Raw genomic sequence first — 21,144 nt, 5'->3', positions numbered from 1 at the left:
ATCATTCACTATGAAAATTATTACAGATTCACTTGAAAGCCAGTTAAAACAAGTTAGTCAACGGACTGCAGGATTAACCGATCCTAAGATTGAAGCAAGTGTTCGTGAGATTATCGAAAACGTCCAAGCAAAGGGCGATCAAGCGTTGCGCGACTACGAAAAGAAGTTTGACAACGTTGATCTGACATCATTTCGCTTAAGCGATCAAGAATTAACCGATGCGTTAGATAGTATTGACGATGATTTGCGTGAGGCTCTCGAAGTTGCCAAGGCCAATATTACTAGCTTCCACAAGAAGGAAATTGAATATGGTTTTGTTGATTCAGAAAAACCCGGTGTAATGCGTGGCCAAAAGGTGATTTCAATCGCTACGGTTGGTCTGTACGTTCCAGGCGGCACGGCTGCTTATCCATCAAGTGTGCTGATGAATGCCATTCCTGCTAAGTTGGCCGGTGTTAACCGTTTAGTGATGGTAACACCACCACAAAAAGATGGAATTAATAAAGCAGTTTTAGCTGCGGCTAAATTAGCCGGTGTCGATGATGTGTTCCAAATTGGTGGTGCTCAAGCAATCGCTGCTTTAGCTTACGGTACAGAGTCAGTTCCACGTGTTGATAAAATCTTTGGTCCCGGCAACGTCTTTGTGGCTACCGCCAAAAAGATGGTGTTCGGTCAAGTCGCAATCGATATGATTGCTGGCCCTTCTGAAATCGGCGTCATCGCAGACGACAGTGCCAAGCCCGCACAAGTGGCCGCTGACTTACTATCACAAGCTGAACACGACAAGCGCTCACGTCCGATTTTAGTTACCGATAGTATTAATTTAGCCAATGCTGTTTCTGACGAAGTTGAAAAGCAGCTTCAAACCTTGCCGCGTGAAGAAATTGCACGGGCCGCTGTTGAAGATCAAGGATTCATTGCTGTGTTACCAAAAGTGGATGACATGTTCACCTTGATGAATGCCATTGCTCCAGAACACTTGGAAATTCAGTTACCTAATCCAACAGATTATTTAGCTCAAATTAAAAATGCTGGTTCCGTCTTCCTAGGCCGTTATGCTTCAGAACCACTGGGAGATTACGTTGCTGGTCCTAACCACATTTTGCCAACATCCGGGACTGCTAGATTCTCCTCACCAGTCGGCGTTTACGACTTTGTTAAGAGAACCCAATTTATTCAATACACCAGTGATGCCTTAGCTAAGGAAGCTGATTACATTACTAAGTTGGCCCGCGTTGAAGGTCTGGAAGGTCACGCACGAGCAATTGAAGCACGGGAGGAAAAGTAATGAGAACAGCCAAAGTTACACGCGAAACCAAAGAAACGCAAATTACGATTGAACTGAATCTCGATGAACAATATGATAGTGAGATTGATACGGGAATTGGTTTTTTGGATCACATGCTGACATTGTTTGCAAAGCACGGCCGGTTTGGCTTGAAAGTTAAAGCCAACGGTGACTTGAACGTCGATCCTCACCACACTACTGAAGATGTCGGAATTACCCTTGGCGAATGCTTCAAGGAAGCACTTGGTGACAAAGTTGGTATTGAACGCTACGGAATGGCCATGGTGCCAATGGACGAAACATTAGGCCGCGTGGTGGTTGATCTGAGTGGGCGTCCTTACTTAATTTTCAATGCTGAACTAACTAACCCAAGATTGGGTAGTTTTGAAACAGAAACTGTTGAAGATTTCTTCCAAGGTTTTGCTTTTACTGCACTGCTCAATTTGCACGCTGAAATTTTATATGGCCGTAACACTCACCACAAGATCGAGAGCCTTTTTAAGGCACTCGGCAGAGCGATGCGGGCTGCTGTCACAATTAATCCAGAAATCAAAGGAGTTAATTCAACGAAAGGGGTCATCTAATGATTGCTGTAGTCGATTACGATACCGGTAATATCCGTAACTTAATGAAGGCCTTAGACTATGTGGGTCTGGATAGTAAATTAACTGATGATCCGGAAGAAATTTTAAACGCTGATGGCGTAATTTTACCGGGAGTAGGCGCATTCGCAGAAGCCATGGATGAACTGCGTCGGCGTAATTTGATTGATGTTTTGAACCAGGTAGTTGATAAACAGATTCCGTTGTTGGGAATTTGTTTGGGGATGCAGTTATTATTTGAAAATAGCGAAGAATTTGGCTTGCACGATGGCCTTGGGTTTTTACCAGGTACCGTGAAAGAAATTCCAGCAACTAATGATCTGAAAGTTCCTGAAATGGGTTGGAACGAAAATAAGGTGCTGAAAAATGATTCATACTTCAGCGAAGCAAACGAAAAATTTACTTACTTTGTTCACTCGTACTATGCTTCATGTCCGTTAGATATTGTTACGGCTGGCGTAGATTATGGCGTGTTTGTGCCAAGTATCGTCCAAAAAAACAAAGTAATTGGCATGCAGTTTCACCCTGAAAAGAGTTCCGATGTTGGGCTTGGCTTACTACAAAATTACAAAAGGATGGTGCAGGATTATGTGGATTCCCGCAATTGATTTATCTAACGGGCAAAGTGTTCGGCTCTACAAGGGTGATTTTGATCAGAAAACATTGATTAACGCCGATCCCTTAACCCAAGCTCAAACGATCGAAGCAGCGGGATTGACCACATTGCACCTTGTTGATCTTGATGGTGCCAAGGCCGGTAATCCTGAAAATTTACAGGTTATCAAGAGCCTGGTAGCTAACACCAACCTGACAATCGAAGTGGGTGGTGGAATTCGAACAATCGAACGAATTCAACAATACCTACAATTGGGTATTCGTCGTGTGATTATCGGATCCGCTGCCGTTACTAATCCAGAACTGGTTAAAGATGCGGTCCAAAAATTTGGCACGGATAAAATTGTGGTGGGCGTTGACGGCCGTAACGAAATGGTTGCCACTCAGGGGTGGCTGGATACTGCCACGGTTTCGATGAGTGATTTGATCAAGCAAATGATTGGATTTGGCGCACGCACGTTTATTGTGACCGACATCGATCGAGATGGCACCATGCAGGGGCCTAACGTTGATCTACTGGTTAAATTACAAAATGAGTTTCAAACCGCTGATATCATTGCTTCAGGTGGAATTCGTGATATTGATGACTTGAAAAACTTGAAAGATAATGGCATCACCAGCGCAGTGATTGGTAAAGCACTGGCTGCCGGTGGTATGACATTAGAACAGTTAAAGGCGGTGAGCTAATGTTAGCGAAACGAATTATTCCGTGTTTGGACGTTGATGACGGTCGTGTAAAAAAAGGTGTGAACTTCGTTGATTTAAAAGACGTGGGTGATCCTGTTGAAATAGCAGCCAGCTATCAAAAACAAGGAGCCGATGAGCTTGTTTTTCTCGATATCACCGCTACCAGTGATCATCGTCAAACGATGAGCGATGTAATTGAACAGGTTTCTTCACAGGTTTTCATGCCACTAACGGTTGGCGGCGGGATTCGCAGTGTTGATGATATGCAAGCAATGTTGCGGGCCGGTGCTGATAAGGTCTCATTGAACTCGGCGGCCGTGCACAACCCAGAATTAATTACACAGGGTGCTGAAAAGTTCGGCAAGCAGTGTATTGTGGTGGCCGTTGATACCAAATGGAACGAGTCAACCAAGCAATTTGACGTTGTGATCAATGGTGGCCGTGTTAATACAGGCATGAACGCCATTGACTGGATTAAGAAGGTCCAAGACTTAGGTGCTGGCGAACTACTGGTGACGAGTATGGATGCCGACGGGACGAAGCAAGGTTATGATATTCCCCTGTACCAAGCCATCGATAAAGTTGCCACCGTACCTGTAATTGCCTCTGGTGGTTGCGGTAAGGTTGAAGATTTTAGTGAAGTATTTGAGGATACTAAGGTGGACGCCGCTTTAGCAGCATCAGTTTTTCATTTCGGTGAACTGACGATTGCTAATGTTAAGCAACACCTGACAAATGTGGGGGTGACGGTCAGATGATACAACCACGATTTGATGAAAAAACGGGTCTGATGCCAGCAATCATTGTTGACGCCACGACCAAGGATGTTCTAATGATGGCTTACATGAACCAAGAAAGTTTTGATAAAACTATTGAAACTGGGACGACGTGGTTCTGGTCACGTTCACGGCAAACGTTGTGGAATAAGGGTGAAAGTTCGGGCCATACGCAGACGGTGAAGGAAATTCGAATCGACTGTGATCTTGATACATTGGTGATTAAGGTCGATAAGAAAGGACCCGCGTGTCACACTAATCACGAGAGTTGTTTTTTCAGAACCATTAATGATGAAGATGAAACTGTTTATTAATAGAAGAAACATGGAAGGAAGCAATTAATATGAGTAAACAAGAACAGGATTTAGACGAATTATATGCGATGATCAAGGATCGTAAGGAAAACCCAGTTAAGGGTTCATACACTGACTACTTATTTACTAAGGGACTCGACAAGATTTTGAAGAAGGTCGGCGAGGAAAGTACAGAAGTCATTGTGGCCTCAAAGAATAACAACGAAGAATTACAGTATGAAACTGCTGATTTGTTGTATCACTTGATGGTTTTATTGGTGGAAAAGGATTTGCCATTTGATGCAATCAAAAAAGAATTAGCATCACGTGAAGGCTTGATGAGCAAGACTAAGGATCGCGACGAAATCAAGAAATTATAGTCATTACTGCGCTACGTTGTTAACAGAGGAGGATCAGGATGAAGAAGAGTATTAAAGATTTAAAACCATATGTGCCCGAAGAACCGTTGGATGATTTAAAAAAACGCCTGCATTTAGATCGGGTAGTGCGTTTGTCAGCCAATGAGAATCCTTATGGCACCTCACCAAAAGTGGCAGAAATGCTACAAACTAAGTTATTTGAATCAAATCGTTATCCTGATGGTGGTGCTGTTGAACTGCGTAACGCTGTGAGTGATTTTTATGGCGTTAAATCTGAACAATTGGTGTTTGGTGTTGGCTTAGATGAGATCATCGGGTTACTAAATCGAACGTTCTTAACTGATGGTGATGAAGTCTTAGTCAGCGTTCCCACGTTTTCTGAATACATGATCAACGCTGAAGTTGAACAGGCGGTACCGGTTAGCGTGCCAACGTTAGATAATGGACACATTGATTTTGCGGGGATGCAAGCGGCAATTACTGATAAAACGAAGATGATTTGGATTTGTAATCCTAATAATCCGACCGGAACCTACGAAACAAAGGCTGATATTATGGCGTTTGTTAAAGAGGTGCCAAGTAATGTTTTAGTCATTATTGATGAAGCGTACTTAGAATATGTTACTGATGAGTCAGAACCTTCTTCGTTGGTATTGCCAAGTCAATTTGATAACGTAATTGTGTTAAAAACATTTTCTAAAGTTTACGGATTGGCCAATTTCAGAGTTGGGTTTGGAATTTTCCCAGTTCAGCTCGCTAGCTACATGGAATCGGTTCGTCCGCCATATAATTTGAATACCGTATCCCAGGATGCAGCACTAACCGGATTAAAAGATCAAGAGTTCGTTCGTGAAACGGTTGATAAGACGGTAGGTGAACGTGACAAGTGGGAAGAATTTTTTAAACAAAATGGGATTAAATTCTATCACAGCCAAACCAACTTTATTTTCTTTGAAATTGATGATGCGGATGATGTTGCAAATTACTTGCTGAACCATGGCTTTATCGTCAGAAATGGATTGCGTGATGGGTGGCTAAGACTGACGATTGGCGAACCTGAGGATAATCAAAGAATCCAGCAATTACTGCTAGAAACAATCAAATAATAATCGTACAAAAACAGACTGAAATTAGTTTTCAGTCTGTTTTTGTATAGTGCCTGAACAAATTTATTGATTAATAACTATATACGTATTTACTGGATAAGATAATAGCCTTACAATGAGTTATAAGTATTTAAGTTATCAAATATTAACTTAATGAGGAGATCCGGTTTTGGGAGGCGTTTAATATTGGTCAGTAAAAACAATAATATTCGGGAAATTAATTCTAATTTAAAGAAACATTATAAATCGTATAAAGTCGGTAAGAATTGGGCGTATGCGGGAATTGGTAGCATCGCTGTGGCAGCTGGACTAATTATTGGGGGCAGCACAGTTGCTCATGCGGATAGCACAACTGCTACTGACCAAAGCCCAGTCTTGAATGATAATGCTGCTAGCTCAACGGTCACCAGTCAAAGTGCAAGCAGTGTTACTTTACCGGCAGGTAGCTCATCTGCTAGTGAAAATAGTAGTGCATCTATAGAGAGCGCACCTAATAGTGTGGCAACAACAGCTAATTCAGATCAGCCGGTGTCGGATAGTGGATTAAGTGCACAATCAGCGTCATCAACTGGCACAGTTTCTAATTCAAGTTCAACTAGTGAAACTCAGGTAATATCAAGTTCTCAAGCTGCAAGCTTCAGTGCCGGTTCGCAGACATTGGTTAATCCAACATCTGATGAGTTGAATACTGCAAAATCAAGTGCTGCACAGGCATATGTGGCAACGGGACAGGCACAAGAAGTTAATGCTGTGGCAGCAGATACAACTTCACCAATTGACGTTACTCCGAAGATTGAGGATCAGTATGGAAATCAGATTGATTCGGTTGGTTACGGAAAAGGAATTGCTGGTTACTTCCAGTTAGTTTTTACTATTTCAAATCCACAGGCTGGTGACACTATTAGCATCACAGTCCCAACAAGCACTTCTGTGTATACTGTTGGGCAATCTAATGTTGAACAAATAACTACTGGTGGAAAAACAACTTTTGTTACGAACTCAGATGGAACTATGACAATCACTGATACCTTTTCAAGTGGTGCATCTAGTTCATATACTCAAGCCATTAAATTTCAGGTTAATAATAACTATAAAGCACAACCTAAACCAATGACGGATGTTGGAACTACTACGCAAACGATTAGTTATTCAGTCAATAATGCCCAACAAAATCTAGTTACTTTTACACAAATTGTCACACCAAATATTACTCAGTTAGGCAATATTACAGCGGCTTATCCAAATAGTTCGACAACTACAATATTGCCCGATACAGATTATGTATACTCTTTTAGTGTTAATGAAGCTGATGGGGTTTTTGATGGAAGTTATACATCGGACAAAATCAATTCTGCAGCTAACTATGGTGGCACGACTATTACAATCCCAGTACCAGAAGGTTTTGTACTAAATGAACCAGAAACTTTAAGTTTAAGCGCGTTAACTGATGGGACGACTGTTACCCAACCAGGTGGAAAAGGTAGTGACATAATTATTTTTGCAGGTAAGGGTTTAGGAGAGCAAAATTATAATACTATGCCATACTACCTGGTTGGATCATTTGATGTGACACAAACAGCTACAGATCAAACTCTTACAGCAGACGGCGAGAGGTCTTTCTCACAAATTGTTGATAGTGCTGGTAACACTCTTAAAACGCAAGGAATTTTACCGTGGACAGTGACTATACAAGGTACTAACGATAGTGATAAAGCCGCAACAGCAACAGTCACAATTAGTAGTGTCCCAGGTTCCAACAATAGTTTGGTGTTGGACGACAATGCTAATGATGTACCTGCATATTTGGCAAGGCTTGGCTTTTCTACTAATTCTAATACCACATCGACTGATACACATATTGTCATTAGCGTGCCAGATGGCATGACGGCAACGCAATTGCAGGTACCAACAGCAGGAGCTTCATCTGATCCTACCGCGAATACCATGTATTATTTACCAGGAACGACTTCATATTCATACACGCTAAGTTATGCAGATGGGAGTACACCTTACAGTGGAAATATCAATTCCGGTGGAATAATTACATTCTATCCGGGCAAAGTTGTTAGGACAATCGACTTAGTACCAAATTACCTGGCTGCGGGTGCGACAACAGGAAATGGTGATTATTTCACTTTACTGGGATCACTTTCCTCATCTTATGACAGTGGTAAATCTGTGGCAGTTGGTGATCAGTTAACAATGAACATGACCATAAGTTCAAGTGATCTTGTTACAGCAACTCAATCTGTCACATATACTGTTTCACAGGCAATTTCCAACGTATATTCATATTCGTTATCTATGAGTAGCACTCCTGGAACAGACAATGCGGCTTACTTGATGATGAGCAGTACGGGTGTAAATTCACATACAACTGCTTATATTTATGAACCAATTTTTTACTATGTGATTCCAACATCAATGACCGTCTCATCATTTATGAAGTGTGGTGATGCCGCTACGTCTGTGTTTACAGCAGATGATGGCAGGTCAGTTGCCAAGATTGATTATACAGGTACCAACGAGTATGTTAATGTCGAAAATAGCGGCATTAACGAAATTGCATTGGCAATCAATGCTGATGCATTACCTGGAAGCTACGATTACGAGATGTATGTGTATTCTCCTGTTACTGAACTAATTAATAGCACATTAGTTGATAATACTTCTTACACTGAAGGACATGCAGACGCCGTGTTGATGTCAGATATTAGGCCAGGATACGCAACCAACTTACCTGTTGACGCGGCAGGCACGTACTCCATGTATTCATTTGCGCAAGGAAATCAGGATGCTGAGGCTGTGGCATCCGGTACATCAAATATATCTGGGAACAATGTACAAACTTTTTACACATCAATCAATAATACTTCTTCTGATAAAACTGGTACCGCAACGATGGTAATTAATTTACCAACTGTTGGTGATGATCAGGGATCACAATATAATTTTGATCTAACCGGGCCAGTGACAATACCAGATAATTACACTACCAGTAGTGGTGGTACCGGTGACGAGATTAGTGCGACGGTCTATTATTCGACATCACTGAAGACAATGACCTCAGGTGAAGCAGCACCAAGCACAGACGGATATGTTACAGCTGATCAAGTAACCGATTGGTCCAGTATTAGATCAATAATGATTGTTTTTACCAACATGGAAAACAATGCATCAACCGGTAGAATTGCAATTAATGGTACTGCTGATGATTTCGCAAATGATGCGGGTAAGACTGGCTATTTAGAGACAGGTTTTTCAATTGGTGATGGTACACTTAGTGTTTCAAACAAAAGTTCTACAGTTCCAGCTGCACAAATTAGTATAATTGGGACTTCAACGATTAAGGCAAGATTCCACTATCAAATTAACGGTGTGGATAAATATATTTATCTTGATGATTTAAGCCAAACTCTTAATGATGGTGTCGATTCGCTACTTGAATCATTTTATCCAACAAGTAAAGAAGGTTTATCAAGTACGGATTTGGCTTTAATACCAGATGGATATGATTTTCAAAACGATACTCTAAGTCCAACACTTATTGACACGGATGGAAAAATCGTTACCGATCAATTTGGTGAAACTGTTACACCAAGTCTGGATGGCGATTACATTCAATATGAACTAGTTGGTAAAAGCAGTATTTCAATTTCGTACGTCGACGACGATGATGATGAACGGCAAGTTGGTGATACAGTAAATTATAGTGGGGCACCTGGCTACACAGGCAATTATCAAATTGCAGTTCCGGATAATTACGAACTAGTTAGCGTTTATAACGGTGAATCAGAAATGACGGTTAACGATGGTGATACTGTTAACTATGTGCTTCCAAGTGAAAATGATGACGCAGAAAATTTAGTAATTCATTTGAAGCACACACATACCATTGACAGTGAGACAACAACTGATACGGTTTCATATACCGGCTTACCCACAAAAAATGTGCAACCCGATAACGTGTATACGTTGATTTGGACAACTGATACAGATAACGTAACAAAGGAAAAGACATATACCCCTAGTGTTTCAAGCGAGAGCGTAAGCACACCAATTGTTGCTGGATATACAACAAGTGATCCAGTGGTTACATTTTCACACACGGAACAAACCGACCAACCAACCGATCAAATTCAGACTGTGATATATTTGGCTAGTTCACAAACTGCAGTGATTAATTATGTTGACGATGATAACAACGAAAATATAGTAGCATCAAATCAAATCGCAGGCGTTACTGACGGCAGCGAAGACTGGACCACTAATAATTTACCTAGTGGATACCAGTTAGCCAGCGGTCAGCCAGCAATTGGGACCTATACTTTTACCGCTAATTCTGATCAGACTATCTCAGTTCATGTTACACATATCCATACGTCTGGGGCTCTCACAACCATTAATACTGTTAATTACACTGGACTTCCCGATGCTAAAGCAATTGCTGATAGTACAGTATCAGTTAATTGGACAACTGATACAGACGAGGCGAATAACACAACAACATATACCCCCACTGCAATTAATAGCACAATAACTGCTACGAATGTTGCAGGTTATACGCCAAGTGAATCGAGTATTACATTTACGCAGGCAGCAAGTACTAGTAAACCGAGTGGTCAATCAAAAACAGTAACATATACAGCCAACCCACAAACAGTAGCGGTTGAATATCTTGATGATAATGACAATGGAATGATATTGAGTACGAACAAGATACTTAATGGTACCACTGATGGCATTACAGCTTGGGATACATTAAATTTGCCTGGTACTTACGCGTTAGCAGCAGGCCAAGCAGCAAACGGAACGTATGTCTTCACCGCAGATTCAAATCAGGTAATTCAGATTCATGTTGTCCATCAACACAAATCAGGAACTGTTACTTCAACGGACACAGTTAGCTATACAGGATTACCAGCTGATGTTGCGGCATCACCGGTTAAAGTTGATATAGATTGGACTACGGATACCGATGAGGCAACCAGTAATGTCACATATACACCAACTGATAGTGCAACGAGAGTTATCAATTCACCAGTAATCGCTGGCTATACGCCTAATCATGAAACAGTATCATTTACTCCTGTGGCAACCACCACACTTCCTGGTGATTTATCTTCAGTTGTAAACTACACTGCGAACGCCCAAACGGTAACGGTTGAATATGTAGATAATGATAATAATGAAGCTATTGTTGGTAATTCTGTGACTATTAATGGTAAAACCGGAGATACTGTTAATTGGGATACGGTTAATTTACCTGATGGATATCAGTTAGCTGCAGGCCAACTTGATGGCGGAACATACATGTTTACAGCTGATGCCAATCAAGCGGTCCAAGTGCATGTTACTCATATTGTTACCAGTGGGTCGATAACGACAACTAATACGATTACTTATTTAGGATTACCAACTAGCGATGCTCAACCTAACAGTGTTACTAGTGTAGATTGGACAACTAGCACTGACCAAGCAACTGGTACTATAACTTACCAACCTTCCATCCAAACAAATTCTATTGTTTCACCAGTCATTGCCGGATATACAGCTGATACTCCTACAGTCACATTTAGCCAAGAAACTACTACAAAAGAACCGGAGAATCAAAATGTATCTGTAACCTATGAAGCTGATCCCCAAACTGCAACTGTTGAGTATGTCGATGATGATAATGATGGAAATGTTTTGGGAATATACGCAACTATTTCCGGACATACTGATTCCAGTGCGGCATGGAATACAGATAATTTATTGCCTGTTTATAGTTTGGCAACGGGTCAAGCTAGTAGCGGTAGTTATACATTCACTGGTGCAGCTAACCAAGTTGTTGAAGTACATGTTAAGCATGTGCATGCATACGGTAATTCTATAACCACTGATACAGTTAATTATACAGGACTACCAGCAGATCGGTCACAGACTGCACAACATGAGGAGGTTAACTGGGATACTGATACTGATGAAGCAACGGGCATAATTATTTATACTCCAAAAAATAAAGAAACTGAAATTACTATACCGGTGGTTGATGGTTATACTGCCGATTCAAATTCAGATACAGACGCCACCGTATTCAATCAACAAGTGGTTACTGTAGATCCAACTGATGCCCAAGTAACAACTCCCACAGATCAAACAAAGACTGTTAATTACAGCGCAAATGTGCAAATAGCATCAGTGGTATATGTCGATGATGATAATAATGGAAGAGTTGTGTCATTAATTCAGACCATTACCGGTGGCACAGATAGTACCGTTAACTGGAATGCAATTGATGTACCATTTGGATATCAGTTAAATCCTAATCAAGCTACTAGTGGTGCTTATACATTTACGGCAGATGCAATTCAAACAGTTGAGGTCCATCTAACCGAAATTCATAAAACTGGTAATTTTACGTCTGTTGACGAGGTTGTTTATACGGGACTGTCTGCTGATATGCCTCAAGCAATTACAATCACGGTAGACTGGCAGGCAAATACTAATGAAGTAACTGGTATCACATCTTACACTCCGTTAACAAACACAAGCACAATTGTTTCACCAGAGGTTGCTGGTTATTCTCCAAGCATTTCTAGTGTAACTTTCTCACACGAGTATTCAGATTCAACAGCGCCGACTGATAGAATAGTAAACGTTTCATATGTTGCAGATACTCAAATCGTAACGATTGAGTACATTGATGATAGTGAAGACGGTGCGGTATTAGGTGAGATTCAACAAATTACTAGTACAACTGGAAGTACTGAATCTTGGAATACTGAAAATCTACCTGACACTTATATTATTGTGAGTGGGCAGAATTTTAATAATTATGAATATACTTTCACTGCCGATTCTAATCAAACGATTCAGGTTCATGTAATTCACAATTACTCGGTATATAAATATCAAACAACAAATACGATTAATTATGCTGGATTGCCTGCTGATAACGTAAAACCAGATCAAACATCTACTGTAGATTGGAATGAAGTTACAGATCAGGTCACAGGAGAAGTCACATATTTATGTCTATCTCCTTCAGTAGTTTACACCGTACCAATTGTGGACGGATATACACCTGATCAACAGTTAGTTACATTCCCAGAAGCTACAGTTAAGACTGACCCAAACGATCCAACGATTGTTCCACCCGCCAATCAAACAATTACTGTCACATATTCACCAAACGCTCAGCAAGCAACAGTTGAATATGTTGATGATGACAATGTAGATAGCAACGGTTATCCACAAGTATTAGGAACAACCGCAACAATTACCGGTGTAACGGACAGTACAGTAGATTGGAGTACTGATCATTTACCCTATGGATATCAGCTAACGACCGGTCAAGCTTCGTCTGGAAGTTACACATTTACCGCCAATGATGATCAAGTGATTCAAGTACATGTAAGTCATGTGCACAAACAAACTAGTTTGGTGACTAAAAATACAATTCATTATGAAGGACTGCCAACTAGCCAGCCAGATTATTCAATGAATATTGCCTGGTCAATAGATACTGATGTAGCAACTGGGACAGTTACTTATGCGCCAATGGTTTTGAACACAACCGTTGTTTCGCCTGTCATTCCTGGATACACGCCAGATCAATCGACAGTTACTTTTAGTGAAGTATTATTAATGCCAAGCGATCAGGCGGTAACAGTTAGCTACACGGCAAATCCACAAATTGCTTCAATCGAGTATATTGATGACGACAGCAATGACACGATTCTAATGCCAATCACGACAATTTCTGGTTATACAAATGGAAAAGCTGACTGGAACACTGATAATTTACCGAATGGTTATCAATTGGCTAAGGGCCAAGATGCAAATGGTACGTATCTGTTTACCGCTGACGCTAATCAAACTGTTCAAGTACATGTTGACCACATCCATGTCACGGGTACTGCGAATTCGACAGATTCAGTCAGTTATACTGGATTGCCGAAAGATAGTACTTTGAACGATCAAAAAGCAACAGTCAATTGGACTACAGATACAGATCAAGTAACTGGTGTTACCACATATACTCCTGTAGATACTGTGACAACAATTTCTTCACCAACTGTGGCCGGTTATGAACCTGAGCAATCTGAAGTGAACTTTAACCAAGAAGTTCAAACAGATGTACCCGAGGACAAAACCGCAACGGTCAGTTATAAAGCTATTCCAGAAACGTTAACAATTTTGTACATTGATGATGTGACAGGTAAGACGGTTAAAACATTTGAAATTCACGGTATCATTAATGACAAAGGAACATACAATGTTGATTTAAGCAACCTTAATAGTGGCTATCGCCTTGCTGGCGGACAGGATAATACGATCCAATATAAGATGTCACCAGATATCACTAACGTTGATATCAACTTGAGTCATCATATAACGGACAGTACTATTACTGGGACAAGAACGATCGATTATGTTATTTTGGAAAAGGATGGCAATCCTGCCAGTGACCAATCTAAGGCACCAACGGATAACGTGGATACGATCACCTGGAAAGTGGTCACGGATGATGTCGATGGTTCAAGTTACGCAACCGCAAATGCTACAAGCTATGCGGCCGTTGATTCTCCGATTGTGCTTGGATATACAGCAGATCAACAGGTGGTTAACGCATATCCAGCACCAACAACTGCCGCAGAAGCGAAAAACATTGTCATGACCGTTAATTATATTCCAGACACCACAACGTTGAATGTTTCATATGTTGATGATGTGACAGGTAAGATTGTTAAGACAGTGCCAGTGGAAGTAGTAACTGATGAAACTGGTGCATATAAGACAAATCTTAGTGGCCTAAATACCGGTTATCAATTAGCCAAGGATCAAACCAGTGCTGTTAATTACGCAATTGAACCGGATACCACTAACGACCTTACAGTTCACCTTAGTCATATTATTAAGACCGGTACCTACCAAACCACCAGAACTATTAGATATGTAATTGCTGATGGTGATCAAAGTAAGACGCCAGCACCTGTGACACAGACGATTAACTGGATCACCACTACTGACGAAGTGACAGGTGTCAGCAGTGCGGTTGCTAAAAACTCGTATGGTAAAGTCGATACTCCTCAAATTCCGGGCTATACTGCCAACGAAAGTAGTATTGCGGATGTGAATGAAGGCGACAAACCAACAGATGAGCTGGGTGATACCTCAGATACGGTTACCTATACAGCTGATCTGCAAACCGTCACGATTTCATATGTAAATTCAAGGACGGATGCGATTGTTAAAACAGTGACAGTCACTGGTAGAACAGATTCACAGTTTATGGTAGCTAATTTGCCAGGATATGTTTTGAATAGTAAGAATTTGCCAACTTTATTTGAACCTGGAATGAAAACAATCAGCGTGCTAGTATCACCAATTAATGATGAAACAAGTGGAAATGATAGATCAATCACGAAAACAAACGATAATGGTGGGACCTCAGGTGCTACTAACGTTTCATTAAACACTGCACGCACAGCAAAAATCACTGAAAATTCAGTTTCAAGCGATGTAAATGGCGATTCTCAAACAGCATCACGGCTAAATATGGATTCTCAAAATGAAAATAATGGTGAGACGCAGTTACCGCAAACTGGTGAAGCAAAAAATCAAACAATTGGATTATCAATTTTAGGATTTGCTACGGGGATGTTTGGACTAGTTGGTCTCAAGCGAAAAAAACGTAACGAAGACTAGTTATTGAGTAATACAACAATCAACAATCTATAATTATTACTATTGTTAACCGATATTGTTAATTAACATTGTAATAACTTTAGATTGTTTTTTATATAAACGTTAATCTGTCAACGCTGTTTAAGATTTCACACATTTATCTTTTCAAATTAATCGAAAAAAATAAAATAATTATTACGTAGTTATTTACTTGACGTATGCAAATCTATTAAAATGGTGGCGAATAATAAATATTTTCTGGCCGTTATTTTAAATGAATCTAATAGTAATTACGCTTGGGTTATTGGACTTATTACTCTTAACGGTCTTGTAGTATGAATTGAGCGTCTATACAAATAATGATTATCATATTATATAAATAGACGTGTATTCGTATATCTCTGGATAATAATGGATAGGAGGAGTGTTTTAAGTGGAAAAGAGGAAATATACAACCACGTTGGATGCTGATCTAGTTAAGCGGATGAAGCTGCTGTAGAAAATGACACCAGTGTGACGGGATTATTGTAAGATTTGATGAAAAATTATTTGAATAATTCAGTTAAGGTTCACTAATAAGTTGGTTTTGGGGGGATAAAAGATGGTAGGAAAAAATAACCGTAGTAAAGATATTGAGTCTAATTTAACCGAACATTACAAATCATACAAGGCTGGCAAAAACTGGATATATGCTAGTATCGCCGGTTTAGCGATGGGTGCAGGATTGTTCTTTGGTACCAGCGTGACAACACATGCTGATACAACTAATGCTGACGCAAATGATGCCAGTACAATGAATGATGATGCTGGTAGTGCAGCAGTTCAAAGTCAAAGTGCAAGTACGGCAACATTAAGTGCAACAACCTCAACTGCTTCATCGTCAACGGCATTGAGTGTCCAATCTTCAACTGAAAATAGTCAAGCAAGCAGTGCCTCAACAAGCACTGCCATTAGTGGCGCAACAAATGAAACCGGTTCAACGGCTACTTCTGCAAGTGCTGCAACAAGTGCATCGACGAACTCTGCTGTAAGCTCAGCAGCTAACGCAGTTACTCTATCAGCAAGCTCAAAGAGCAGTGCAACTGCGGTTAATAGTAACTCAAACAGTGGGCTGGCTAGTGCTGCAACGAGTGACTCAACGGCAACCTCTACTAACGACAGTGCAAGCGTTACAAGTAGTTCAAATGAAGTGACACTGGTTAACCCGACTTCAGCACAAATCAGTTCTGCAAAGGAAACAGCAGCAGCCGTTTATTCAGTTACTCAAGAAGAACAACGAGTTAATCTAGTTGCTGCGGATGAATCAACAATTAATGTAAACGCCACTATTGACCACACGACCATTGGATATGATACAGGCGTAACTGAACTGGAGTACCAACTAAGAATCGCAAATGCTCAAGCTGGTGATGTAGTAACAATTAATGTACCAGCTGGTGGATCCGCTTTTAGCTTTGGCAGTGTTGAACAAATTACGGGTGGATATGCTACTGTTGTGACAACAAAAAACGCAGATGGTAGCTATACCATTGTCGATACATTTACTGGGCAACCTTCATCTGTCATTACACAGAATGTTGATTTTTCAATTAACAGTAGTTATGGCGGACAGGCAAGCCCAATCAGTGATGTTGGTACTACTACCCACACCATTAGCTATTCTGTAAACGGTGGTACTGATGTAGCAACTAATTTTACTCAGATTATTACTCCGACGATCAATATGAGTAACGTTACTCAGCTCTATCCGAGCTCAAGTATTACAGAATTAATGCCCAATACGAATTATGTGTATACTCTTAATATTGGTGAATCAAACGGTGTTTCTGATAACACTTCACCATCGGCTACAGTTAATTCTTCCGTCAACTATGGCACAACGATTACAATTCCAGTCCCAGCGGGGTTCACGTTAGATAGTGCTTTAACTGCATCATTAAATGGATTTACAGATGCTACAACGATTACTCAAACGGGTACAGGAGCTGACATTATTATCACTGTTCCTGAAGGATCTGGTACACAGGGGTATGCTAGTGCAGCACCTTATAAGATTGCAGGTTCTTACAGTGTTACTCAAACTAGCGCCAATCAAACTTTAACTGCTAGCGCACCTGTTTCTTTAACTCAACAAGTTGATAGTTCCGGAACAACAATAACTGCAACAAGTCCAGCCAATTGGTCAGCAGTTATTAGTGCTGCGGGTACTAGCTCAAGTACTGGACAAGAGTCAATTAATGCTATCACTGGTGGTAACAGTACAACTTCTACTAATCAGTTAGTGTTGAATCCGGACGCGGCTGATACACCAACATATTTGGCAATGTATGGCTTTTCATCTCAGGCCGCAGCCGCTGTTACAGATGCTCATATTGTAATTACGGTTCCAAGCGGATTTAGTAATGTCAGCTTACTTGTACCGGCTGAAGGTGCAAATACCACTTACTATATGACTGGTACAACTTCATACACTTACACATTGACATTTGCGGATGGTACAACTGAAAAAGGGAATGTTGACGCTGGTGGGACGATTTCCTCAACCTATGGATCGCAAATTAGAAAAATTGATTTAGTTCCTAATATTCTAGCCGCCGGTGCATCAACTGCCACTTCATTGTTTGGTGATATGGTTACTGCAAAAGAATGTTTTGCATTGTACGGAACTCTGGCAGATACCTATGATAATGGTAATGCTGTGCAAATTGGTGATGTTTTAACGACTTCAATTGCCATTTCAAGTAGTTCGGCTGACGTATCTGGACAAGCTTCATATAGTGAAACTGTGGTTCAACCGGCTGCGGCTGTGTATAAGTTAGCAACTCAAAACTCGGTGGTTCCAGGTATAACGAATTCTGGATCAATATATTTGATGAACACTGGTGGCTTTACACATACTACAAGCTCAATTTATGAGCCAATCTTTTACTATGTTTTGCCTTCGGCGACATCATTTGCAGGTACAGCAAATACTGGCGACGCGACTGTCACTGAGTTTACAGCTGATGACGGTAGAACAGTAGTTGAAATAGATTACACGGGCACTAATGAATATGTATCAACAATGAACACATATGCAAATCAGGTTTTCTTATCTAATAATGCTGATGCATTACCTGGGTCGTATGGGTACCTTATGTATGTCTATTCACCAGTTACAAAATTAGAAAATTCTACTAAAGTTACTGATACTTCCTATACCAATGGAAATGCCAACGCATATGTCATTACAGATGGATATAATAATGGCAATAATTGGACCATTGATGCTGCCGGAACGTTTGATGAGTATTCATTTGGCCAAGGTAATCAGGATGCAGATCCAGTAGTTGATGCGACGTCCAACGTTTCTGGTAGTAGTGATATGACTTTCTATACTTCAGTTACTAACACTACTTCAGCCGTTACTGGTACTAGCTCAACTGTTGTAATTAACTTACCAACAGACGGTGACGATCAAGGATCACAGTACACGTTTAACATGACTGGTCCAATTACAATTCCAAGTAATTACACAACGGTGAGTGGTACTGGGGATCCAATTAATGCAACTGTATTGTATTCAACTGAACGTCAGACAATGGCTTCTGGAGAAACAGCACCTGATACAACCGGTTATGTAACGGCAGATGAAGTGACAGATTGGTCGACGATAAGATCAATTATCATTGAATTTAGTGATGTTCAGGCTAATACAACGACTGGACGGATTGCCATTAATGGAACCGTGGCGGACTTTACAACACAATATGGTAAAACTGGTTACCTACAGACAGGATTTTTTGCTGCCGGTAGTAGTGTTAGCATAAGGGGAGCTGGCCAGGCAGGCCAAATATCAATTATTGGTATTTCAACAATCAGAACCCGTCTTCACTACACACAAGATGGAGCAGACAAGTATGTTTATTTAGATGATTTAACACAAACTCTAAACGACGGTGTTGACACATTTACTAATGATTATCCGACATCACTTAGTGGCTTTTCAGTAACTGATCAGGCATTGATCCCGTCTGGTTATCAATTAGTTACAAATGCTGACGGAACGGTTACTCCAACCATCCAAGATGTTAATGGTGATGGTGCGGCTGAATTTGGTGGAATTGCAGAATACTACTATGATGGTGATATTGTTCAGTATGAGCTTGTGCAACAAGCAGCTTTAACTGTCACATACGTTGATGATGATAATGGTGGCGTTACTGTTGGAACACCTGAGACCATTTCAGGAACCGTTGGTGAAACAGGCAGCTACAGTGCAACAGCACCAACTAACTACGTGTTAGCACCAACCCAGAGCGCTACGATTAATTACACAATGACGGCGGATGATACTGATAATATTGTTGTTCATTTAAAGCATGCAACTACAACGACTACTAGCACAACGACAAATACCGTTACGTATACTGGGTTACCAGCTGACAAGTCGGTTCCTAATTCAACAACTACTGTAACTTGGACTACAGTGACAGATGACGTAACAGATGAAGCAACTACTACACCGGATACAGATACTACAAGCGTTGCTAGTCCAACGGTTGCTGGATATACCGCATCAGCGACATCCGTTAGTTTTACAAATGCTACACCCGCTATAGATCAAAGTCAGACTGTTACTTACACAGATAATGCGGCAACAACAAATAATGTCATCACGTACACGGGAGCAGGTGCATCAACACCGGCCACCAGCACAACACCAGTTAACTGGACGAGTGATACGGATGAAGTAACAAATACANCTGGACGAGTGATACGGATGAAGTAACAAAGACGGAAGTTTGGACACCAGATAACGCAACAACTTCGGTAACTAGTCCAGTCATTGCCGGATATTCAGCAGACAAAGGTACAGTTACATTCACCAATGCGACAGCTAATAACGATATACCAGCTGATCAAAGCGAGACAGTCACATACACAGCTGGAGATCAAACTACGACATTGACATATGTGGATGATGACGCAGATGAAGCTGTTGTTGGAGATGTTGTGACACTTAGCGGTGTGACAGACGGAACCACGCCATGGACGGCCACAGCCCCAACAGGTTATGACTTCGCCGCTGGCCAGGCAACTACTGGAACAGTCACGTTTAGTGCAACAGGTGCACCAGCTGTAACCGTGCACTTAGTGCACCATCACACAGTAGTAGATAATGCGGCAACAACAAATAATGTCATCACGTACACGGGAGCAGGTGCATCAACACCGGCCACCAGCACAACACCAGTTAACTGGACGAGTGATACGGATGAAGTAACAAAGATGGAAGTTTGGACGCCAGATAACGCAACAACTTCAGTAACTAGTCCAGTCATTGCGGGATATTCAGCAGACAAAGGTACAGTTACATTCACGAATGCGACAGCTAATAACGGTATACCAGTTGATCAAAGTGAGACAGTAACTTATACGGCTGGCAGCCAAACCGCTACAGTTGAATATATCGATGATGATAATAACGAAGCGATCGTTGGTACACCTACCACAATTTCAGGTAATACTGATGAAACAACTACATGGACTACCAATAACAAACCCACCGGGTATGTTTTGGCCGATGGTCAAGCAGCAAGTGGCAGTTACACGTTCACTGCTGATAGTAATCAAGTTATAAAGATCCATGTTAAGCATTTGATTACGAACAGCACCGCTACAACCACGCGGACAATCAACTACGTGGTAGATGATTCGAACTACACTGGTGAAGTACCAG

Annotated in this window: 10 protein-coding genes and 1 pseudogene; all 11 read left to right on the top strand. The window is 40.9% G+C overall.

The window, feature by feature from the left end; translation table 11 throughout:
• Positions 1-10 precede the first annotated feature (10 nt).
• Complete coding sequence (hisD, locus tag FD16_RS04750; RefSeq protein WP_010621294.1) at positions 11-1,288, top strand: histidinol dehydrogenase; 1,278 nt, start codon at positions 11-13, stop codon at positions 1,286-1,288.
• On the top strand, positions 1,288-1,872 hold the full coding sequence (gene hisB, locus FD16_RS04745) for an imidazoleglycerol-phosphate dehydratase HisB (RefSeq protein WP_010621295.1): 585 nt from the start codon (positions 1,288-1,290) through the stop codon (positions 1,870-1,872). Before hisD ends, hisB begins: the two co-directional genes overlap by 1 nt.
• A complete protein-coding gene (gene hisH / locus FD16_RS04740) occupies positions 1,872-2,498 on the top strand; it encodes an imidazole glycerol phosphate synthase subunit HisH (protein WP_010621296.1) in 627 nt (208 codons plus the stop codon). The genes hisB and hisH overlap by 1 nt, the downstream gene beginning before the upstream one ends.
• Positions 2,479-3,192: a 1-(5-phosphoribosyl)-5-[(5-phosphoribosylamino)methylideneamino]imidazole-4-carboxamide isomerase gene (gene hisA, locus FD16_RS04735; protein WP_010621297.1), complete on the top strand. Its 714-nt coding sequence runs from the start codon at positions 2,479-2,481 to the stop codon at positions 3,190-3,192. Before hisH ends, hisA begins: the two co-directional genes overlap by 20 nt.
• Positions 3,192-3,950: an imidazole glycerol phosphate synthase subunit HisF gene (gene hisF / locus FD16_RS04730; protein WP_010621298.1), complete on the top strand. Its 759-nt coding sequence runs from the start codon at positions 3,192-3,194 to the stop codon at positions 3,948-3,950. The genes hisA and hisF overlap by 1 nt, the downstream gene beginning before the upstream one ends.
• Entirely contained in the window at positions 3,947-4,282 is a 336-nt protein-coding gene (gene hisI, locus FD16_RS04725; RefSeq protein ID WP_010621299.1) for a phosphoribosyl-AMP cyclohydrolase, read from the top strand. The genes hisF and hisI overlap by 4 nt, the downstream gene beginning before the upstream one ends.
• Before the next feature lie 29 nt (positions 4,283-4,311).
• Positions 4,312-4,641 carry a phosphoribosyl-ATP diphosphatase gene (hisE, locus tag FD16_RS04720; RefSeq protein ID WP_010621300.1) on the top strand — a complete coding sequence of 110 codons (330 nt, stop codon included), beginning with the start codon at positions 4,312-4,314 and terminating at the stop codon, positions 4,639-4,641.
• A 38-nt stretch (positions 4,642-4,679) separates the two neighbouring features.
• Positions 4,680-5,747 carry a histidinol-phosphate transaminase gene (hisC, locus tag FD16_RS04715; RefSeq protein ID WP_010621301.1) on the top strand — a complete coding sequence of 356 codons (1,068 nt, stop codon included), beginning with the start codon at positions 4,680-4,682 and terminating at the stop codon, positions 5,745-5,747.
• Between the two features lie 186 nt (positions 5,748-5,933).
• On the top strand, positions 5,934-15,443 hold the full coding sequence (locus FD16_RS04710; RefSeq protein ID WP_010621302.1) for a mucin-binding protein: 9,510 nt from the start codon (positions 5,934-5,936) through the stop codon (positions 15,441-15,443).
• 580 nt (positions 15,444-16,023) lie between these two features.
• Positions 16,024-20,166, top strand: a pseudogene (locus FD16_RS13335) (KxYKxGKxW signal peptide domain-containing protein); the annotation flags it as partial.
• 203 nt (positions 20,167-20,369) lie between these two features.
• On the top strand, positions 20,370-21,144 hold a 775-nt coding region (locus tag FD16_RS13330), incomplete at its 3' end, for a mucin-binding protein (protein WP_056938530.1).

Source organism: Paucilactobacillus suebicus DSM 5007 = KCTC 3549 (assembly GCF_001434475.1).
In the GTDB taxonomy this organism is placed as follows: domain Bacteria; phylum Bacillota; class Bacilli; order Lactobacillales; family Lactobacillaceae; genus Paucilactobacillus; species Paucilactobacillus suebicus.
Note: the sequence above shows the minus strand (reverse complement) of the source record. Positions and strands in the feature narration are given on the sequence as shown.